Here is a 19274-nt window from a genome sequence, read left to right on the forward strand (position 1 = left end):
CTGGGTCGCGCGGTCCAGCCGAGGCGGCTCATCCCGGCGGCAACCGCTCCGGACGAGACCAGCACCAACTCGACACCGGCCTCATGCAAGGCCACCATCTGCTCGACCCACACGCTCATGGCTGCGCGATCCAGCCCCTTGCCATCTGCCGTCAGCAACGCACTTCCGATCTTTACGACCCAGCGCTGCGCACCTGCCACTTTGCTCCGCATCATCTTCAACCTTGGTTAGAGGGCTCGACGCGACCCAGCGCCGCCCATAACGTTATTCGTGACTACATTCGTGACTACAGATATACCCAGATACCAAAACGCCGCTCAAGTGAGCGGCGCTTAAGTTTACTGCAACGAATCAGTCGCGCACGTAAATGATTTCCGGACCGTCTTCATCATCCACGTCTTCTTCGTCCCAATCGTCGTCGCCGATGTCATGGACCGACTTCACGCCGCTGCGGCGCAGGGCGCGCTGGTCGTCCAGGGCTTGCAACTGGGCACGGGCTTCGTCTTCGATCTGCTGATCGAGCTCGGCGAGTTCGGCCTTGAACACCGGGTCGGCCGCCAGGCGGTCGGCGCGGTCTTCGAGGTAGCGCATTATGTCGCGGGTCAGGCGCTCGGTGCCTTCTTTGGCGATGGCCGAGATCACATAGACCGGGCCGGTCCATTCCAGGCGATCGACGATTTCCTTGACGCGCTCCTCGTGTTCTTCTTCGAGAATCTGGTCGCACTTGTTCAGCACCAACCAGCGGTCACGCTCGGCCAGGGCCGGGCTGAACTTGGTCAGCTCGCTGACGATCACTTCGGCGGCGTCCGGTGCGCTGGTGTCATCCAGCGGCGCCATGTCGACGAGGTGCAGCAGCAAACGGGTACGCGACAAGTGCTTGAGGAAGCGAATCCCCAGGCCCGCGCCATCGGAAGCACCTTCGATCAGGCCGGGAATGTCGGCGACCACGAAGCTTTTCCAACGGTCGACGCTGACCACGCCCAGGTTTGGCACCAGGGTGGTGAACGGGTAGTCGGCGACTTTCGGCTTGGCGGCCGAGACCGAGCGGATGAAGGTACTTTTGCCAGCGTTTGGCAGGCCCAACAGGCCCACGTCGGCGAGTACTTTCATTTCCAGCTTGAGGTCACGCTGCTCGCCAGGCTTGCCCGGCGTGGTCTGGCGTGGCGCACGGTTGGTACTGGACTTGAATCGGGTGTTACCCAGACCGTGCCAGCCGCCCTGCACAACCATCAGCTTCTGGCCGGCCTTGGTCAGGTCGCCAATCACTTCCTGGGTCGCGGAGTCGATGATCGTGGTGCCGACCGGTACGCGCAGCACCATGTCTTCACCTTTTTTACCGGTGCAGTCGGTGCTGCCGCCGTTGGAACCACGCTCGGCATCGAAGTGCCGGGTGTAACGGTAGTCCACCAGGGTGTTGAGGTTTTCGTCGGCCATCATGTAGATGGAACCGCCGTCACCGCCGTCACCGCCGTTGGGGCCACCGTTTTCGATGAACTTTTCGCGACGGAAACTCATGCAACCGTTACCGCCGTCGCCTGCTTTTACTCGGATGGAAACTTCATCAACGAACTTCATAACAAAACGCCTCTCGCCGCACGGACGAGCTTAAGAAACCAAGACATAAGACTCTTGCAAAAATGAGCGCAGCGACCTCAATCAACGACCGCAAATCCAGCGCTTGAGCTCATTACAAACAGCTTTGCAAGAGACTCACTCCACAAACGAAAAAGCCCCGTCGCAAGACAGGGCTTTTCCAGCAACTACGTAATTATGCCGCGACGACTTCAGTCTTCGGGACAATGCTCACGTAACGGCGACCGAAGGCGCCTTTTACTTCGAACTTGATCACGCCGTCGATTTTAGCGAACAGAGTGTGATCTTTACCCATGCCAACACCGTAACCGGCGTGGAATTGGGTGCCGCGCTGACGCACGATGATGTTGCCCGGAATGATAACCTGGCCGCCATACATCTTCACGCCAAGGCGTTTGGCTTCTGAGTCGCGACCGTTACGGGTACTACCACCAGCTTTTTTGTGTGCCATGAGTCAATTCTCCTAGTGAGGAATTAGGCTGAAATTAAGCCTGAATACCGGTGATTTTGATCTCGGTGTACCACTGGCGGTGGCCCATACGCTTCATGTGGTGCTTACGACGACGGAACTTGATGATGCGGACTTTATCGTGACGACCTTGGGAGATCACTTCAGCCACAACGGTAGCGCCAGGAACAACTGGAGCACCGATGTTCACGTCATCGCCATTGGCGACCAACAGAACGCGATCAAAAGTAACGGATTCGCCGGTAGCGATTTCCAGTTTTTCGATCTTCAGGTATTCACCTGGGGCGACCTTGTATTGCTTGCCACCAGTAACAATTACTGCGTACGACATGGTATTTCTCCGATAATCCTGCTCACCCAGCGCTTTATAAGAAGAGGTATTGGCTGGCATGGCTGCATGGGATGGACGTCCCGAATGCAATTGCGTAAGGCAGGTGCTGCCCAGGAAGTTCAGGGTGCGCGATTGTACGCAAGGCGTTGACGCGTTGCAAGAGGCTGTCTATCGCGCCTTGACACTGCGGGGTCAGGGTCCTAGCATGCCGCGCAACCCTTCTGGAGCGACTGTCGCTGATGCAACCCCAAGCTTTCTACCGCGCGGTCGCGGACGATTTTAGCGCCGTCGACGGCATCATCAAGCAGCAGCTGACGTCTAAAGTGCCGCTGGTCTCCAAAATTGGCGACTACATTACGTCGGCGGGCGGTAAGCGCCTGCGTCCTTTATTAGTGTTGCTGTGTGGCAAAGCCCTGGGCCGTGAAGGCGATGACCTGCGCCTGCTGGCCGCCACTATCGAATTCCTGCACACCGCGACCCTGCTGCATGACGACGTGGTCGACATGTCCGGCATGCGCCGTGGTCGCGAGACCGCCAACGCGATGTGGGGCAACGCCCCGAGCGTGCTGGTCGGCGACTTCCTGTATTCGCGCTCGTTCGAAATGATGGTCGAACTGGGCTCGATGCAGGTGATGAAGATTCTTTCCCAGGCCACGCGCATCATCGCCGAAGGCGAAGTGTTGCAGTTGTCGAAGGTGCGTGACGCCAGCACCACCGAAGAAACCTACATGGAAGTGATTCGCGGCAAAACCGCGATGCTCTTCGAAGCCTCGACCCACAGCGCCGCCGCCCTGTGCGAAGCCACGGCCGAACAGGCCGAAGCCCTGCGCACCTTTGGCGACCACCTGGGCGTGGCGTTCCAACTGGTAGACGACCTGCTCGACTACCGTGGCGACGCCGAGACCCTGGGCAAGAACGTCGGTGACGACCTGGCCGAAGGCAAGCCAACCTTGCCGCTGATCTACACCATGCGCGAAGGCACGCCGGAACAGGCGGCCCTGGTGCGCAAGGCGATCCAGAAAGGCGGGATCGAAGACCTGGAAAGCATCCGTGCGGCCGTGGAAGCCTCCGGCTCCCTGGACTACACCGCACAACTGGCGCGTGACTACGTGGCCCGTGCGATCAAATGCCTGGACGCCCTCCCCGCCAGCGAATACCGGGACGCCCTGGTTGAGCTGAGTGAATTCGCGGTCGCGCGCACGCACTAGAAATACCAAATGTGGGAGGGGGCTTGCCCCCGATAGCGGAGTATCAGTCGCCAACTGTATCGACTGGAATACCGCCATCGGGGGCAAGCCCCCTCCCACATTTAGTTTGTATTACCAATCCAAGACCGCGCCCTGCCTCCCTACAATTCCCTATATAATGTGCGACTTTAGCCATCCTGACCTTTAAGGAGCTTTAGTGAGCACTTTGCCACCCTGCCCGAAATGCAATTCCGAATTCACCTACGAAGACGGCGCCCAACTGATCTGCCCGGAATGCGCCCATGAGTGGTCCGCCACTGGCGAGGCCGAAGTGGCCGGCGATGAAACCGTGAAGAAAGACTCTGTGGGCAACGTCCTGCAGGACGGCGACACCATCACCGTGATCAAGGACCTCAAGGTCAAGGGCACCTCCCTGGTGGTCAAGGTCGGCACCAAGGTCAAGAACATCCGCCTGTGCGACGGCGACCACGATATCGACTGCAAGATCGACGGTATCGGCCCGATGAAACTCAAGTCCGAGTTCGTCCGCAAGGTCTGATCCTGCGGTTTCCATCCCGCGCCAGCCGCGGGATGGCGTTTCGCCCTCTCTGTTGATCGCGCGCAATACCCACACAGAAAAAACCAGAAACCGCCAATAGGCACTTGCTATTCTACGAATAAGAATTATTCTCATTGAAACTTATCAAGGAGAACGACCATGACTTATTTGATAGATGCCTGGCTGGACCGCCCACATCCTTACCTGCGGATCCTCCATCGGGAAACCGGGGAAGTCTGTGCGGTGCTGGAGGAAGAAGCGCTGAATGAACTGCAGGACCAGGGCGACCTGGACGTGAATGGCCTGAGTTCCAGTGAACCCGGTGTACTGAAGGAAGTGGTGCGAAATCTGTTTCTGTTCTGCTATGCCCGAGCGTTGCGCCCGGTGACGGAGCTCAATGGCAAGTTTCACCCATGAGTAACCGCGCAAAACCCTGTTGGGACGAGCAGGCTCTTCCCAACAGGTAATCAGCAGGTCTTACAGAACGTCGAGCAGCTCGACGTCAAACACCAGAACGCTGTGCGGCGGAATGCTGCCAACGCCTTGAGCGCCGTAAGCCAGTTCGCTCGGCACGTACAGGCGCCATTTGCTGCCGGCATTCATCAGTTGCAGGGCTTCGGTCCAGCCAGCGATCACGCCGCCAACCGGGAATTCTGCAGGCTGGCCGCGCTCGTAGGAGCTGTCGAACACTGTGCCGTCGATCAGGGTGCCGTGGTAGTGAGTGCGCACTTGGTCTTCACGGGTCGGCTTGGCACCTTCACCGGCAGTCAGCACTTCGAATTGCAGGCCAGAAGCCAGAGTGGTGATGCCATCACGCTTGGCGTTTTCTGCCAGGAACGCAAGGCCCTCGCCTGCCGCGGCTTCAGCCTTGGCAGCCGCTTCGGCTTGCATGATTTCGCGGATGACCTTGAAGCTGGCAGCCATTTGCTCTTGATCAACACGGCTTGGCTTGCCGGCGAACGCGTCGGTCAGGCCAGCCAGGATCGCGTCCAGGCTTACGCCCGGTGGTGGGTTGTCGCGCAGTTGGTCGCCCAACTGACGGCCGATACCGTAGCTGACGCGGGTTTCGTCGGTGGACAGATTAACTTCGGACATGAAGAGGCTCCGCTGTAGAGCAGCGCTGAAAACACTGTTTTCCGGCACCGCCCAGAACTAAAAGGGCCAGCAGACTAGCACAGAATGTGAGTACGGGATGAGCGCCAGCCACGTCATGCCTGCCTGGCGCCGGTGGTCGGTGATGCCGGGCTCCGTGCATCGCAATAACTAATTAAACGTTTCAGTTTCCCGTGCGCCCGCCGATATGGCCTAAACACCTTGGCTGGCTCAAACAACAACACCACCGTCCAGCAGACAAACATCATTTTTGCGGAGCACTCGATGAACAGCTGGTTCGGTAACATCAGCGTCAACCTCAAACTGGGCCTGGGCTTCGGCCTGGTACTTATCCTCACCTCGATCCTCGCGCTGACCGGCTGGACCAGCCTGGGCAGCCTGATCGACCGCAGCAACTGGATGAGCGACATCACCCAACTCAATGCCGCCCTGACCAAGCTGCGCATCGTGCGCCTGCAATACATGCTGGCCAACGGCGATGAGAGCGTGGCGCAGAACGTACAGACCAGCCTGGATGCCTTCACCGCCCAGCAGCAAAAACTCCTGGACAGCTTCAAGAGCCCGGAAAACCGCAAGCTGCTCAACGACCAGAAAGCCGTCATCACGGCTTATCAGCAATCGCTGAACAAAATGCGTGAGGCCTACCGTAACGGCAATGCTGCGCGCCAGGTCATGGGTGATAAGGCCGACATCGCCAACGCCCAGATCGACGCGTTGGACAGCAGCGTGCAGCAGGTACCCGACAGCCCCGAGCGCTTCACCCAGTACCAGGCCGTGACCCATGCCAAGCAAGAGTTCCAGTTGGCCCGCTACGAAGTGCGCGGCTACACCGGCAATGTCAACGCCGACACCGAAGCCCGCGCCGCCGCACAAATCGAAAAAGCCATCAACGGCTTGAAAGGCCTCGGCGCCGTGTTTGGCAGCAGCCAACAGGCCGCGCTCAGCGCACTGGAAAGCGCCCTCGGCGCCTACCGCAGTGCGGTGCAGAACTACAAAGCGGCTAACGCCAATATCGTCTCAGCACGCGCCGAAATGACCACCCAAGGTGCCGACATCGTCACCATCAGCGATAAGCTCTACGACATCCAGCTCGAACGTCGCGACGCCGAAAGCGCCCAGGCCCGCAGCCTGCAATTGATCAGCACCTTGCTGGCGTTGCTGGTCGGCATCATCGCGGCACTTGTCATCACCCGCCAGATCACGCGCCCGATCCAGGAAACCCTGGCCGTGGTGGAACGCATTGCCTCCGGCGACCTGAGCCACAATATCCAGGTCACCCGCCGTGATGAACTGGGCGTGCTGCAACAAGGCATCCAGCGCATGGGCACGACCCTGCGCGAGTTGATCAGCGGTATTCGCGACGGCGTGACCCAAATCGCCAGCGCCGCCGAAGAGTTGTCGGCCGTGACCGAGCAGACCAGCGCCGGCGTGAATAGCCAGAAGATCGAGACCGATCAAGTCGCCACCGCCATGCACGAAATGACTGCCACCGTGCAGGAAGTCGCGCGCAACGCCGAGCAGGCCTCCCGGGCCGCTGCCGATGCCGATGGCCAAGCCCGCGCAGGCGACAAAGTGGTGGCCGAAGCCATCGCCCAGATCGAACGCCTGGCCGCCGAAGTGGCGCGCTCCACCGACGCCATGACCCATCTGCAACAAGAGAGCAACAAGATCGGCAGCGTAATGGACGTGATCAAGGCCGTGGCTGAACAGACCAACCTGCTGGCGCTCAATGCCGCGATTGAAGCAGCGCGTGCCGGTGAAGCCGGACGTGGCTTTGCCGTCGTCGCCGACGAAGTGCGTGGCCTGGCCCAGCGCACGCAGAAATCCACCGAAGAAATCGAAGGCCTGGTGGCCGGCTTGCAGAACGGCACCCAGCAGGTGGCCGCGGTGATGAACAACAGCCGCAGCCTCACCGACAGCAGTGTCGAGCTGACGCGCAAGGCCGGCGTATCCCTGGAAAACATCACCCGCACGGTGTCGAATATCCAGTCGATGAACCAGCAGATTGCAGCGGCAGCCGAAGAGCAAAGCGCCGTGGCCGAAGAGATCAGCCGCAGCATCATCAACGTGCGTGACGTGTCGGAACAGACCGCCACCGCGAGTGACGAGACGGCCAAGTCGAGCGTGGAACTGGCACGGCTGGGTAGCCAGTTGCAGCAGATGGTCAGCCATTTCCGGGTGTAAAGCGCAATCATTGTGGCGAGGGAGCTTGCTCCCGTTGGGCTGCGCAGCAGCCCAAACCGTTACCTGAATCAACTTGAGTAGGGGCCGCTTCGCGCCCCACCGGGAGCAAGCTCCCTCGCCACAGGCATTCACGACGAGGTTCCACGTACGTCGTGCAAACTTAGACATACTCGGCCCTCCATGAGTTGGGCCTTACCTCCAGCGCACTTACCGGAACATGTGAGCCTTTGGATACGGGTCAACGCTTCCTGTTAGAACGCAACCTCAGCCGAAACTGGGCTTGCACAAAAAAACCGCCCTACTAAGGCGGTTTTTTATTGCCTGCGCTTTACCCCTCAGCCCTCGCCCTCCTCGACAAATACCAGCCGATTGCCAAACGGATCGCGGATGCTCATCTCCCGCGAACCCCAGGGCATTTCTTCAACGCTTGGCTTGGCAAAACGATAGTCCTTGCCCTGCAATTGCTGCTGATACGCGTCTACGCCCTGCGCCTGAATCCGCACCGCCGCACCCGGCGAAGCATCGCCATGGTGTTCGGACAAATGCAGCACGCACTCACCCAACGACACCTGCAGGTACAACGGAAAATTCGCCTCGAAGCGATGCTGCCAATCGACAGTGAACCCCAGAAAACCGACATAGAACTCCAACACCTTGGCCTCGTCGAAAATCCGCAGGATGGGGGTGACTTTTCCTAAGTGCATGGCAACCGCTCCGTGTGTAAGAGCGCCCACTATAGAGTCGAAAACCCACCCCGCAAATCCCCACTGCGCGCCAGGAACCGCCCCGGCCGCCGACCATTTGGCTGTCCGTCGCAATAACTCAACACGCCGTTGACCCACACGCCATCAATCCCTTGCGCCGCCTGCTGCGGCGCCTCGAAATCCGCCACATCACGCACGCGCAGCGGATCGAACAGCACCAAATCGGCCCAGTGCCCTACACGAATTTCGCCCCGCTCGGACAAGCCGAATCGCGCCGCCGACAAGCCGGTCATCTTATGCACCGCCGTGTGCAGCGGGAACAGCCCAACGTCTCGACTGAAATGCCCCAACACCCGTGGAAACGCGCCCCACAAGCGCGGATGCGGGAACGGATCTTCGGGCAAGCCATCCGATCCGACCATCGACAGCGGATGCGCGAGGATACGGCGCACATCCGCCTCGTCCATGCCGTAATACACCGCCCCCGCCGGTTGCAGGCGGCGGGCGGCGTCCATCAGCGAAACGTCCCACTCGGCCGCGATCGCCTGCAAGTCGCGCCCGCCCATTTCCGGGTGCGGTGTCGACCAGGTGATGGTGATGCGAAACGCGTCGGTGACCTGCTTGAGATCCAGGGTCGAAGAGCTCGCCGCATAGGGATAACAATCACACCCCACCGGATGGGTTTTCGCCGCCTGCTCCAGCGCCGCCAACAGCTGCGGACTACGCCCCCAGTTACCCGCGCCTGCACACTTAAGGTGGGAAATGATCACCGGCACCTGGGCATGCCGACCGATCAGAAACGCTTCGTCCATGGCCTCCAGCACCGGTTCGAACTCACTGCGCAGGTGGGTGGTGTACACCGCGCCGAACGCCGTCAGTTCTTCACTCAGTTGCAGCACCTCATCGGTCTCGGCATTGAACGCGCTGGCGTAGGCCAGGCCGGTGGATAAACCGAGGGCGCCATCTTCCAGGCTGTCGCGCAACTGCACGCGCATCGCGGAGATTTCATCCGGCGTGGCGCTGCGGTGCAGGTCGTCCATATGGTTGCTGCGCAGCGCCGTGTGGCCGATCAGCGCCGCGACGTTGACCGCAGGGTGGGCGCGTTCCACGGCGGCTCGGTAATCGGCAAACCGCGGATAGGTGAACGCCTCACGCCGGCCCAGCAGGTTCATCGGGTCCGGCGGCTCACCGCGCAAACTCACCGGCGACGCGCTGATGCCGCAGTTACCGACAATCACCGTGGTCACGCCCTGGCTGAGCTTGGGCAGCATCTGCGGCTGACGGATCACCACCGTGTCATCGTGGGTGTGTACATCGATAAACCCCGGCGCCAACACCCGGCCTCGGGCGTCGATCACGTGCGTGGCCAGCGCTGCCGACAAGTCGCCGATCGCCTCGATACGCCCGTCGCGCAGCCCCACATCGGCGACATACCCGGGCGTGTTACGGCCATCCATGATCAGCGCCTGGCGAATCAGCGTGTCGTACTGCATATCAGTCTCCAAGCGGCAGGCTGTCAGGGCCGCCGCGATAGTCGTCGAGGGCCAGCTTGATGCGGCGCAGGCGTTCCTGGTTGTCGTCCGGCATCGCCAGCGCCAGTTCGGTGGCAAGCAGGTCGATGGCCAGCAGCATGCCGTAGCGCGCCGCCGTGGGTTTGTAGATGAAGCTGGTTTCGGCCGGTTGCAGCGCCAGTACGACATCCGCCAGCTCGGCCAGGGGGGAGCCGGCCAGGGTGATGGCGACGACGGGCGTGTCGTAGTTGCGCGCCAGGGCCACCACGTCCAGCAACTCCGGGGTGAGACCGCTGAGCGAACAGACGATCAACGCATGCTCCGGCCCCAGCGTCGCCGCCGTGACGCGCATCATCACCGGGTCATGGCAGGCGGCAATCGGGTAGCCCAGGCGCACCAGACGCACTTGCAACTCATCGCTGCACAGGCTCGACGGGCCGCCCATGCCAAACGCGTGGATCATCCGCGCCTTGCCCAGCAGGCTGACCGCATCGACGAAACCGGCTTGATTGAACCCCGACAAATGCTGACGCAACGTCGCCTCGATATCGCCGAGAATCTGCCGATGAAACCCCGACTGCTCAGGCTTGCCCGCCGGGTCCAGGAAGCGGCTGCCCACGCCACTGGCCTGGGCCAATTGCAGGCGCAAGTCGCGCAAATCCCGACAACCGACGCTGCGGGCAAACCGCGACAACGTGGCGGTGCTGACCTCGGCGCGTTGGGACAACTCCTCCAGGCTGGCCGACGCGGCAAAGCCCACGTCATCGAGCATCAGCTTGGCGATACGCCCTTCGCCGGCACTGAAAGACGCCTGGCGGGCGCGGATCTGGTAGAGGATGTCCATGGAGTCTCCGGATTACAGGATGCAGGACAGACCATACGTCAGACCGAAGGCGACCACTGAAATCAGGGTCTCCAACACGGTCCAGGTCTTGAAGGTCTGGATCACGGTCATATTGAAGTATTCCTTGATCAGCCAGAAGCCGCCGTCGTTGACGTGGGAAAAGATCACCGAACCCGCCCCGGTCGCCAGCACCAGCAGTTCAGGGTGTGGATAACCCAGGCCCAACGCGACCGGCGCGACCACGCCGGAAGCGGTGGTCATGGCCACGGTGGCCGAGCCGGTCGCGATGCGCATCAACGCGGCGAACAGCCAGCCCATCACCAGCGGCGACAGATTGAAGGCATGGGCCAGGCCGAGGATTTCGTTGGTCACCCCAGCATCGACCAAGATCCGGTTCAAACCGCCGCCCGCGCCCACCAGCAAGGTGATACTCGCGGTCGGCGCCAGGCATTCGTTGGTGAACTTGAGGATCGACTCGCGGTTGAAACCTTGCGCCAGGCCGAGGGTCCAGAAACTCACCAGGGTCGCCACCAGTAGCGCGACCACCGAGTTGCCGATAAACAACAGGAACTGGTTAAAACCGCTGCCGGGGGTGGAAATCACGTTGGCCCAGCCGCCGATCATCATCAGCACCACCGGCAACAGAATAGTGCCCATGGTCAGGGCGAAACTCGGCAACCGGCTGCGCGGCTCGCGCTCGATGAACTGACGTTCCAGCGGGTTTTCCGCCGGCAGGTGAATGCGCGGCACGATGAACTTGGCATACAGCGGGCCGGCGATGATCGCCGTGGGAATGCCGATCAAAATCGCATAGAGCACGGTCTGCCCGACCGAGGCGTTGTACGCCAGCACCGCCATCATCGCCGCCGGGTGCGGCGGCACCAGCGCATGCACCACCGACAGGCCGGCGACCATCGGCAAGCCGACCATCAGGATCGACACCCCCACACGCCGCGCCACGGTAAAGGCGATCGGCACCAGCAACACAAAACCGACCTCGAAAAACAGCGGCAGCCCCACCAGAAACGCAATGCACACCATCGCCCAGTGGGCATTGCGCTCGCCAAACCGGTTGATCAGCGTGCGCGCCACCTGCTCGGCGCCGCCGGATTCAGCCATCATCTTGCCGAGCATGGTGCCCAGCGCGACCACCAGGGCGATATGCCCCAGGGTTTTACCGACGCCCGCTTCGTAGGAGCCCATGATGGTGTCCGCCGGCATCCCGGCCATCAGCGCCAGGCCGATGGACACCAGGGTGATGACGATGAACGGGTTGAGTCGGTAACGTGCAATCAGCACGATCAAAGCAATGATGGCGATGGCAGCGTATGCCAATAGCCCGAAGCCCGGTGATGCGGCCATGCGGTACTCCTCGGAAAGGGTCACGTCGAATGGGTTGTGAAACTCATAAATCATTACCGAGGAGCATTTTCAATTTTTATGAAAGTAATTTTCGCCCACAGATAAGCGCTGTCGCGTTGGGACATGCCCGACGGCGGCGCATGAAAATTCAGGGGGTGTTCTTACATCAAGTTCAGAAAAGGCTGGAAACTCAACACGCGCGCTTGAGTCTTAAAATGCGCACCCACCGACATCCAGGACACTCGCTCATGATCCGCACCTCCCTCGCCGCCAGCGCCGTGCTGCTCGCCCTGTGCAGCAGCGCGTCGGCCGCCGACAACGCCGCACTGAAGAAATGCATGGACAGCGCCAACACGACCGTCGACATGGTCAAGTGCAACACCCAGCAAACCAAAGTGCAGGACACGCGCCTGAACACGGCCTACAAGACCGCCCTCGCCGCCCAGGAAGGTGCGCGCAAGCAACAATTGCAGGACGTGCAGCGCCTGTGGATAAAGTACCGCGATGCCAATTGCGCCTTTGCCGGCAGTGCCACCGGCGGCAGCATTGATCAGGTCAACGGCACCGGCTGCGTGCTGGACATGACCCAGACCCGCGCCCAGGAACTGGAAGACCTGGTCGGGCCGTGATCGCTCGCAATCAGTCGTGATGGACCTTGGCGCGCTTGAGCAGTTTCTTGCAGCGCTCGGACACATGCAGCACGCGCAGATGCTTGCCGGCCTTGCTGTAGCGCTCGCGCAAGGTCATCAACGCGGCAATCGCGGAGTAGTCGACAATGCTCAGGTGACGGCAATCCAGCGTCACCGCTGCCGGGTCATTGGCCGGGTCAAAGCGGTTCAAAAACGGCGTGGTCGAGGCAAAGAACAAGGTGCCATGCACGCGGTAGAGCTTGCTGCCGTCCGCTTCCAGATGTTCATCCGCATACAGCTCTCGCGCCTGTTGCCAGGCGAAGTTCAGCGCCGCGATCACGATCCCGCACAGCACCGCCGTGGCCAGGTCGGTGAACACGGTGATCACGGTCACCGCGATGATCACCAGCACGTCGTTGAGCGGCACCTTGTTGATCACCCGCAGCGACGCCCAGGCGAAGGTCTGCTGCGACACCACGAACATCACCCCAACCAGCGCCGCCAGCGGAATGCGCTCGATCAGCGGTGACAGAAACAGAATGAACAACAGGATCATCACCCCGGCCAAAACCCCGGAGAAACGCCCGCGCCCGCCGGAGCTGAGATTGATCACGGTTTGCCCGATCATCGCGCAACCGCCCATGCCGCCGAACAGGCCCGAGACCATATTCGCCACACCCAGGGCCACGCTCTCACGGTCGGGGTAGCCGCGGCTCTCGGTGATTTCGTCGGTGAGGTTCAGGGTCAACAGAGTTTCGAGCAGGCCAACCATCGCCATCAGAAATGCGTAGGGCGCGATGATGCCGAGGGTCTCCAGGGTCCAGGGGATCTGCGGCAGCGCGAAGCTCGGCAGGCCACCGGCGATGTGGGCCATGTCGCCCAGCGTGCGCGTCGGCAAGCCCAGCAGGTACACCGCCAGGCCCACGCCGAGGATCGCCACCAGGGCCGGCGGCACCGCACGGGTCAGGCGCGGCAGCAGGTAGACGATGGCCATGGTCACCAGCACCAGGCCGCTCATCACATACAGCGGCGTGCCGCTGAGCCAGGCATCACCACTTTTGAAATGCTCCAACTGCGCCAGGGCAATGATGATCGCCAGGCCGTTGACGAACCCCAGCATCACCGGGTGTGGCACCATCCGCACCAGCTTGCCCAGGCGCAGCAGGCCGAAGACCAGCATGATCAACCCGCCCAGCAGCACCGTCGCGAGCAAATACTCCACGCCGTGTTGCACCACCAGCGCGACGATCACCACCGCCATCGACCCTGCCGCGCCAGAAACCATCCCCGGCCGGCCGCCGAACAACGCCGTGAGGGTGCAGATGATGAACGCGCCGTAGAGGCCCATCAGCGGGTTGAGGTGCGCCACCAGGGCAAAGGCGATGCATTCTGGCAGCAAGGCAAAAGACGTGGTGAGGCCGGCCAGGGCGTCGGCGCGAAGACGGGTGAGGTTCATGAGGTACCAGGGCATTGCGGGGAATAAGGCGGGGAATGGTACGGAATTGGGCGCGGTGGGGCCAGCGATTGTGCATACCCCTGTGGCGAGGGAGCTTGCTCCCGCTGGACTGCGAAGCAGCCCCAGAAGATCACCGCGGTGTTTCAGATTAATCTCGGCAACCGGTTTGGGACTGCTGCGCAGTCCAGCGGGAGCAAGCTCCCTCGCCACAAAAGCGCAGAGGGGTATCAGACCATTTCGCGGCGAATCCACTCCACCACCGACGTGCGCTTGGGCACCCAACCCAGCAGTTCACGGGCATGCTTGCCGCGCACGCGGCTGTTGGAGCCCAGGCCGTAGTTGGCCATTTCATAGCCCCATTCGGCTTCGGCGTCGGCCAGTGGCCAATCCTGCGGTTTGCCCAGGTTCAGGGCATCGGCGATGGCGGTGGTCATGTCGATAAACGCCGCTTCGCTGCTTTCCACGAAGTAGAACGTGCCCGGTACGTTCTTCTCCAGCGCCAGCAGGTAGAGCGCGACCACGTCCTCGATATGCACATTGGACCAAATGTTCTGCCCTGTGCCGACATGGCGCACCACCCCGCTCTTGCGCGCCTGCTTGAGCAAGCGCGGCAATTGCACGCTGTCACGCTTCACGCCCAGGCTGTGGCCGTAGATCAGGGTGTTGCAGATCACCGCCGAGTTCACGCCGTCTTGGGCGGCGACCAGGACCAGGTTGTCGATGGCGACACGTGCGGCCTTGTCGACAGTCGGTTCCGGCAGGTGGTCTTCGAAGTAGATGACATCACTGGCCTTGCCGCCCGATGCATCGCCGACGATGCTCGAACCGCTGGTGTGCAGGAACGGCTTGTTCGAACCTTTCAAGGCGGCCAATAGCGTTTCCACCGCCGCGCGATGGTCGCTGCTGGCGGCGTTGATCACCGCGTCGGCCTGCGTGGCCTGTTCGGTCAACACCGCACGGTCATCCAGGGTGCCGATGACCGGGGTGATGCCCAGGGCCGTCATCTCGGCGGCTTGATCGGCGCTGCGCACCAGGCCTGTCACATGGTGGCCGGCCTTGACCAGGCCGGTGGCGATGGAACCGCCGATAAACCCGGCGGCGCCGGTAACGAATACGTTCATGGAGGTCTCTCCTGACTGAGTAAGTGATGGGCCCAGTATCAAGGCCCCATCCCTGTTGAATAAGACCGTATTGCCCAATTCAATCTTGCGTGCAGGTCACGAATCAGCAGGCGTACCGCGCCAGCTTGGCCTGGATGAAGTCCAGGAAACATTGGATGCGCAAGGCCAGTTGCGAGTTGCGGTAAAACACCGCGTGGATTGGCTGGCGATAACCGCTGTTGAACGCCTCCAGCACCGGCACCAGGCGCCCGGCATCGATGTCTGCGCTGGTCATGAAGTTCGACAGGCAGCATATGCCCTGCCCTTCGAGCGCCAGTTGTCGCAAGGTTTCGCCGCTGGACGCGGCAATGCCGGGCTGGATCAGCCAGCGGTCACCCGCCACGTGGCGCAGCGGCCAGTGGTTGAGCGTCTCGGTCTGGGTGAAGCCGAGCAAGGTGTGCTCGGCCAACTCGGCGACCGTGGTCGGCGTGCCGTATTGCTTGAGATAGGCCGGGCTGGCAAGGATATGCAGCGGGGTGCAGCCGAGGGACCGCGCATGCAGGGTAGAATCGGCCAGCGCGCCAATGCGAATCGCAATATCGGTGCTCTGCTCCAACAGGTCGATGATCAAGTCATCACTGTTCAGCTCCAGCTGGATCTCCGGATACAGCCCGCGAAACTCGGCGATGTACGGCACGATCCCATGCAGCATGAACGGCACGGCGGCATTGATGCGCAGGCGCCCCGCCGGTTTTTTCTGGCGCGACGACAAGCGCTCCTCCAGCTCATCCATCTGCGCCAGGATCACCTTGGCCTGCTCGAAGAAATACTTGCCCTCCTCGGTCAGGTCCATGCGCCGTGTGGTGCGGTTGATCAGCGTGGTGTCGAGCTTGGCTTCCAGGCGCGACAAAGTGCGGCTGACCGCCGACGGCGTCTGCCCGACCTGTTCCGCCGCAGCAGAAATCGAGCCGCACTCAATCACGTTGACGAAGATCTGTAGCTCATCGGATCGGGCTTTCACAGGCTGTCCTCTTTATCGGCACAGCGCAGCTTACACCGAGAGGTCGAACACCTGCGCCAGATGCTGCTCGTAGCGCGCCACATCGGCGTCGATGGCCGGGCGCTTCATGACGTCCACGCAGAGGAACGTCGGCAAGGCCGTCATGCCGAGGAACTGATTGGCCTTGTGAAACGCGAAATACACCGCGTCCACGCCTTTACCTTCAAAGAAATCGCTCGGGTCGTCGAAGGCTTGCTGCGGGGCGTTCCAGGTCAGCGACAACATGTACTGCTTGCCGTGGATCAGGCCGCCGCTGCCGTATTTCTGCGACGCGTCGGAACGGGTGCGACCATCGCTGGCGTAGAGGCTGCCGTGACCTTCGGTGAAGACTTCGTCGATGTACTTCTTCACGATCCACGGCGCGCCCATCCACCAGCCGGGCATCTGGTAGATGATCACGTCGGCCCAGAGGAATTTGGCGACCTCTTCGGCCACGTCGTAGCCTTCGTCGATATGCGTGACCTTGATGTCGATACCGCCACGGTCGAGTACCGCCACGGCGGCGTCATGCAGGGTGCTGTTGTAGCGACCGTCGGAGTGGGCGAATTTTTTACCGCCGTTGAGCAACAGGACTTTTTTCATGGGGGGCGCCTTGAGATTAAAAATGTCTGAAGGCAGGGTATCGATGCGCCTTGTGCGGAATAAGCCTTGGCGCGGCAAAATACATTTGACCGCCAGGCACGAATCCATCCTTATTATTGCCGTTAACCACTGATCAACAGGTGCGCGCCCAACAGCGCCATGCCGATAAAAAACACCCGCCTGAACAGCACGGCACTGATCCGTTGGCGCAATACCTGCCCGAGCCACATCCCCAGCAAGGCCGGCGCCAGCGCCAACAGCGAGGCATTGATCTCACCACCGCCGAGGCTGCCACGCCAGGCCAACCCGGCGGCCAGCGCCAACGTCGACACGCTGAACGCCAGCCCCAGCGCCTGCACCAACTGATCGCGATTCAAGCCCAACGCTTGCAGGTACGGCACCGCAGGAATCACGAAGACGCCGGTGGCCGAGGTGATCAGGCCGGTGACCAACCCACACACCGGCGCCAACCAGCGCTCGGTTGCAGGCTCAACCTTGAATGTGGGCAAGAATAGTCCACTCAACGCATACACCAGCAAGGCCGCGCCCAACGCGCGCACCACCCAATCGCCACCGCCCATTCCCAGCCACAACGTGCCCAACCCGGTGCCGAGGAAAATCAGCAGCAACAGCGGCCACAGGCGTTTGAGCAACGCGCTCAAGTGGCCGCCGAAGGCCAGTTGCCAAAGGTTGGTCACCGTCGAAGGGATGATCAGCAACGCCGCAGCCTGCGCCGGCAACATAGCCAGGCCGAGCATGCCCATGGCGACGGTGGGCAGGCCCAGGCCGATCACGCCTTTGACGGTGCCGGCCAGCAGGAAGGTGCCGATTACCAGCAGGGTCAGGGCGGGGCCGAGGTTTTGGTAGAACGCGAGGAAGGTTGTCATCGGCCGAGTGTGGGGCTTTTCGTTGGGCGCGAAAATTCACCATATACTGAGGCAGCCTCTTGTTTTGCATGAGGCTGATGCCGCCATCGCGGGCAAGCCCCCTCCCACTGTTGAAATGCATTCCAAGTGTGGGAGCGGGCTTGCTCGCGATGGCGCCAGTCCAGCGAAAGGAAATCTTCCAGCCATGCACTTCGACCTGATCGACCTGCGCCTCTACCTGCACATCCTCGACGCCGGCAACATCACCGCCGTGAAAACCAATCGCGGCACCATCCGGTGCGGCTGCGCGGTGCAGGCGATTGCCGGGCACAGTTCGCTGCTGATGGCCAAGGCCGGCATCCGCTCGCCGATCCAGACCTTCCCGCTGCAGGCCATGGTCACCCAGCCGTTCAAGCCATTCCTCGACCCGCTGGTGAGTTCCTCGGCCCTGCACTGCTACGTGCAGCAAACCAGTCGCGGCGAAGTGGTGTTCGGCGGCGGTTCCGATCCCTACCCGCTGTTCAACACGCGCTCGACCCTGGACCTCAAGGAAAGCCTGCTGGCCCATGCCATCGAGATGTTCCCGTTCCTGGCCAACGCCAAGTTGATGCGCCAGTGGGCCGGGATCACCGACATGACCCCGGACTACAGCCCAATCATGGGCCTGTCACCGGTGAAAAATTACTACCTCGACGCCGGTTGGGGCACCTGGGGCTTCAAGGCCACGCCGATCTGCGGCAAGACCATGGCCGAGTTGGTCGCCAGCGGCGGCAAGGTGCCGGAGCTGATCAAACCCTTCGGCCTCGAACGTTTCTCGACCTTCCAGCAAGTCAACGAAATGGGCGCCACGGCGGCCAGTCATTGATGGAGAGCGGACTATGAAAATCATGATGTGCCCGCTCAACGGGCCGCGCAATATCAGCGAGTTCACCTACGGCGGCGAGTTCAAGCCAATGCCAGATCCGGTCAACTGCAGCGACGCCGAATGGGCCGACTACGTGTTCAACGCCGACAATCTCGCCGGTGTGGTGCGCGAATGGTGGATGCACACGCCGTCCAGCTATTGGTTCCTCGTCGAGCGCCACACCGTCACCGATGAAATCCAGCGCACCTTCGACCCCAGGGAAGTGTTCAACACGCGTGTCGACTTCAACACCGCCAAGGAGATCGCCGGATGAACCGCCTCCCCGCCCCCATGGGCTTGCTGATCCAGCGTGATCAGCCACTCGATTTCAGTTTCGACGGCCAACCCTACCAGGGCTTGCAGGGCGACAGCATCGCCAGCGCCCTGCTCGCCAACGGGCGCTTCCTGATGTCGCGTTCGTTCAAATACCACCGTCCACGCGGCCCGCTGAGCATGGCCGGCCAGGACGCCAACAGCCTGGTGCAATTGCCCCAGGAACCCAACGTGCTGGCCGATGCCCACGCGCTGTCGGCCGGCCTGGCGGTGAGCGCGCAGAACGTCAATGGCACGCTGGACAACGACCGCGATGCCTACCTGGGCAAGTTCTCCAAATTCATGCCGGTGGGGTTCTATTACCGTTCGTTCTACAAGCCCAAGGGCATGTGGAAAGTGTGGGAGCCGATCATCCGTAAAAAGGCCGGCCTGGGCGTGCTCGACCTGAACTTCCAGCCCGAGTACTACGACAAGGCCTACCTGTTCACCGACCTGGCCGTCATCGGCGCCGGCCCCGCCGGTTTGCAGGCGGCGCTGACCGCCGCCG

At 61.5% G+C, this 19274-nt stretch carries 19 protein-coding genes and 4 pseudogenes; 9 read left to right on the forward strand and 14 right to left on the reverse strand.

Annotation, left to right across the window (positions count from 1 at the left end):
* The 4 genes and pseudogenes from L9Z73_RS10220 to rplU form a co-directional block, all read right to left on the reverse strand.
* Window positions 1-212 (reverse strand): annotated as a pseudogene (locus L9Z73_RS10220) (glutamate 5-kinase); the annotation flags it as partial.
* 139 nt (window positions 213-351) lie between these two features.
* On the reverse strand, window positions 352-1575 hold the full coding sequence (gene cgtA / locus L9Z73_RS10225) for an Obg family GTPase CgtA (RefSeq protein ID WP_247399679.1): 1224 nt from the start codon (window positions 1573-1575) through the stop codon (window positions 352-354).
* 193 nt (window positions 1576-1768) lie between these two features.
* The gene (gene rpmA, locus L9Z73_RS10230; protein WP_017340859.1) at window positions 1769-2044 is read right to left on the reverse strand and encodes a 50S ribosomal protein L27; all 276 of its coding nucleotides are present in this window, start codon (window positions 2042-2044) and stop codon (window positions 1769-1771) included.
* A 34-nt stretch (window positions 2045-2078) separates the two neighbouring features.
* Window positions 2079-2393, reverse strand: a complete 315-nt coding sequence (rplU, locus tag L9Z73_RS10235; protein WP_007901869.1) for a 50S ribosomal protein L21 — start codon at window positions 2391-2393, stop codon at window positions 2079-2081.
* 239 nt (window positions 2394-2632) lie between these two features.
* Here rplU and L9Z73_RS10240 point away from each other — a divergent pair, with 239 nt between their 5' ends.
* The 3 genes from L9Z73_RS10240 (at window position 2633) to L9Z73_RS10250 (ending at window position 4556) form a co-directional block, all read left to right on the forward strand.
* Window positions 2633-3601: a polyprenyl synthetase family protein gene (locus tag L9Z73_RS10240; RefSeq protein ID WP_247399681.1), complete on the forward strand. Its 969-nt coding sequence runs from the start codon at window positions 2633-2635 to the stop codon at window positions 3599-3601.
* A gap of 196 nt (window positions 3602-3797) precedes the next feature.
* Window positions 3798-4139: a zinc ribbon domain-containing protein YjdM gene (locus L9Z73_RS10245; protein ID WP_046382089.1), complete on the forward strand. Its 342-nt coding sequence runs from the start codon at window positions 3798-3800 to the stop codon at window positions 4137-4139.
* 159 nt (window positions 4140-4298) lie between these two features.
* Entirely contained in the window at window positions 4299-4556 is a 258-nt protein-coding gene (locus tag L9Z73_RS10250) for a PA4570 family protein (RefSeq protein WP_038443494.1), read from the forward strand.
* A 60-nt stretch (window positions 4557-4616) separates the two neighbouring features.
* Here L9Z73_RS10250 and L9Z73_RS10255 read toward each other — a convergent pair whose 3' ends face one another.
* Window positions 4617-5234 carry an FKBP-type peptidyl-prolyl cis-trans isomerase gene (locus tag L9Z73_RS10255; protein WP_192300611.1) on the reverse strand — a complete coding sequence of 206 codons (618 nt, stop codon included), beginning with the start codon at window positions 5232-5234 and terminating at the stop codon, window positions 4617-4619.
* A gap of 282 nt (window positions 5235-5516) precedes the next feature.
* Between L9Z73_RS10255 and L9Z73_RS31430 the strand changes: the two are divergent.
* Window positions 5517-6581, forward strand: a pseudogene (locus tag L9Z73_RS31430) (methyl-accepting chemotaxis protein); the annotation flags it as partial.
* A gap of 258 nt (window positions 6582-6839) precedes the next feature.
* Window positions 6840-7436: pseudogene (locus L9Z73_RS31435) on the forward strand (methyl-accepting chemotaxis protein); the annotation flags it as partial.
* 335 nt (window positions 7437-7771) lie between these two features.
* Here the strand turns inward: L9Z73_RS31435 and L9Z73_RS10265 are convergent.
* From L9Z73_RS10265 to L9Z73_RS10280, 4 genes are read right to left on the reverse strand one after another with little or no spacing between them, the layout of a single operon-like run.
* Complete coding sequence (locus tag L9Z73_RS10265) at window positions 7772-8140, reverse strand: glyoxalase superfamily protein (RefSeq protein ID WP_247399685.1); 369 nt, start codon at window positions 8138-8140, stop codon at window positions 7772-7774.
* Between the two features lie 29 nt (window positions 8141-8169).
* Window positions 8170-9633 carry an N-acyl-D-amino-acid deacylase family protein gene (locus L9Z73_RS10270; RefSeq protein ID WP_247399687.1) on the reverse strand — a complete coding sequence of 488 codons (1464 nt, stop codon included), beginning with the start codon at window positions 9631-9633 and terminating at the stop codon, window positions 8170-8172.
* Window position 9634: 1 nt separating this feature from the next.
* On the reverse strand, window positions 9635-10495 hold the full coding sequence (locus tag L9Z73_RS10275; RefSeq protein ID WP_247399689.1) for a MurR/RpiR family transcriptional regulator: 861 nt from the start codon (window positions 10493-10495) through the stop codon (window positions 9635-9637).
* 12 nt (window positions 10496-10507) lie between these two features.
* On the reverse strand, window positions 10508-11857 hold the full coding sequence (locus L9Z73_RS10280; protein ID WP_247399691.1) for a gluconate:H+ symporter: 1350 nt from the start codon (window positions 11855-11857) through the stop codon (window positions 10508-10510).
* Between the two features lie 248 nt (window positions 11858-12105).
* Here L9Z73_RS10280 and L9Z73_RS10285 point away from each other — a divergent pair, with 248 nt between their 5' ends.
* Complete coding sequence (locus L9Z73_RS10285; protein ID WP_247399693.1) at window positions 12106-12486, forward strand: lysozyme inhibitor LprI family protein; 381 nt, start codon at window positions 12106-12108, stop codon at window positions 12484-12486.
* A 10-nt stretch (window positions 12487-12496) separates the two neighbouring features.
* On the opposite strand, the gene L9Z73_RS10290 is transcribed toward L9Z73_RS10285, so the two are convergent.
* From L9Z73_RS10290 to L9Z73_RS10310, 5 genes are all read right to left on the reverse strand, one after another.
* On the reverse strand, window positions 12497-13942 hold the full coding sequence (locus L9Z73_RS10290; protein WP_247399695.1) for a SulP family inorganic anion transporter: 1446 nt from the start codon (window positions 13940-13942) through the stop codon (window positions 12497-12499).
* A 227-nt stretch (window positions 13943-14169) separates the two neighbouring features.
* Window positions 14170-15063 (reverse strand): NAD-dependent epimerase/dehydratase family protein, encoded by an 894-nt coding sequence (locus tag L9Z73_RS10295; RefSeq protein ID WP_247399697.1) that lies wholly within the window; start codon window positions 15061-15063, stop codon window positions 14170-14172.
* Window positions 15064-15166: 103 nt separating this feature from the next.
* Window positions 15167-16063 (reverse strand): LysR substrate-binding domain-containing protein, encoded by an 897-nt coding sequence (locus L9Z73_RS10300; protein WP_247399699.1) that lies wholly within the window; start codon window positions 16061-16063, stop codon window positions 15167-15169.
* Between the two features lie 30 nt (window positions 16064-16093).
* Entirely contained in the window at window positions 16094-16684 is a 591-nt protein-coding gene (locus tag L9Z73_RS10305) for an NAD(P)H-dependent oxidoreductase (RefSeq protein ID WP_247399700.1), read from the reverse strand.
* Window positions 16685-16806: 122 nt separating this feature from the next.
* Window positions 16807-17571 (reverse strand): sulfite exporter TauE/SafE family protein, encoded by a 765-nt coding sequence (locus tag L9Z73_RS10310; RefSeq protein ID WP_247399702.1) that lies wholly within the window; start codon window positions 17569-17571, stop codon window positions 16807-16809.
* A 235-nt stretch (window positions 17572-17806) separates the two neighbouring features.
* Between L9Z73_RS10310 and L9Z73_RS10315 the strand changes: the two are divergent.
* The 3 genes and pseudogenes from L9Z73_RS10315 to L9Z73_RS10325 form a co-directional block, all read left to right on the forward strand.
* Window positions 17807-18415, forward strand: a pseudogene (locus L9Z73_RS10315) (FAD-dependent oxidoreductase); the annotation flags it as partial.
* A 13-nt stretch (window positions 18416-18428) separates the two neighbouring features.
* Entirely contained in the window at window positions 18429-18728 is a 300-nt protein-coding gene (locus L9Z73_RS10320; protein ID WP_247399704.1) for a sarcosine oxidase subunit delta, read from the forward strand.
* A partial coding sequence (locus L9Z73_RS10325) for a 2Fe-2S iron-sulfur cluster-binding protein (protein WP_247399705.1) occupies window positions 18725-19274 on the forward strand: 550 nt, incomplete at its 3' end. The genes L9Z73_RS10320 and L9Z73_RS10325, both read left to right, overlap by 4 nt.

The organism is Pseudomonas emilianonis (genome assembly GCF_023072625.1).
Lineage (GTDB): Bacteria > Pseudomonadota > Gammaproteobacteria > Pseudomonadales > Pseudomonadaceae > Aquipseudomonas > Aquipseudomonas paraveronii.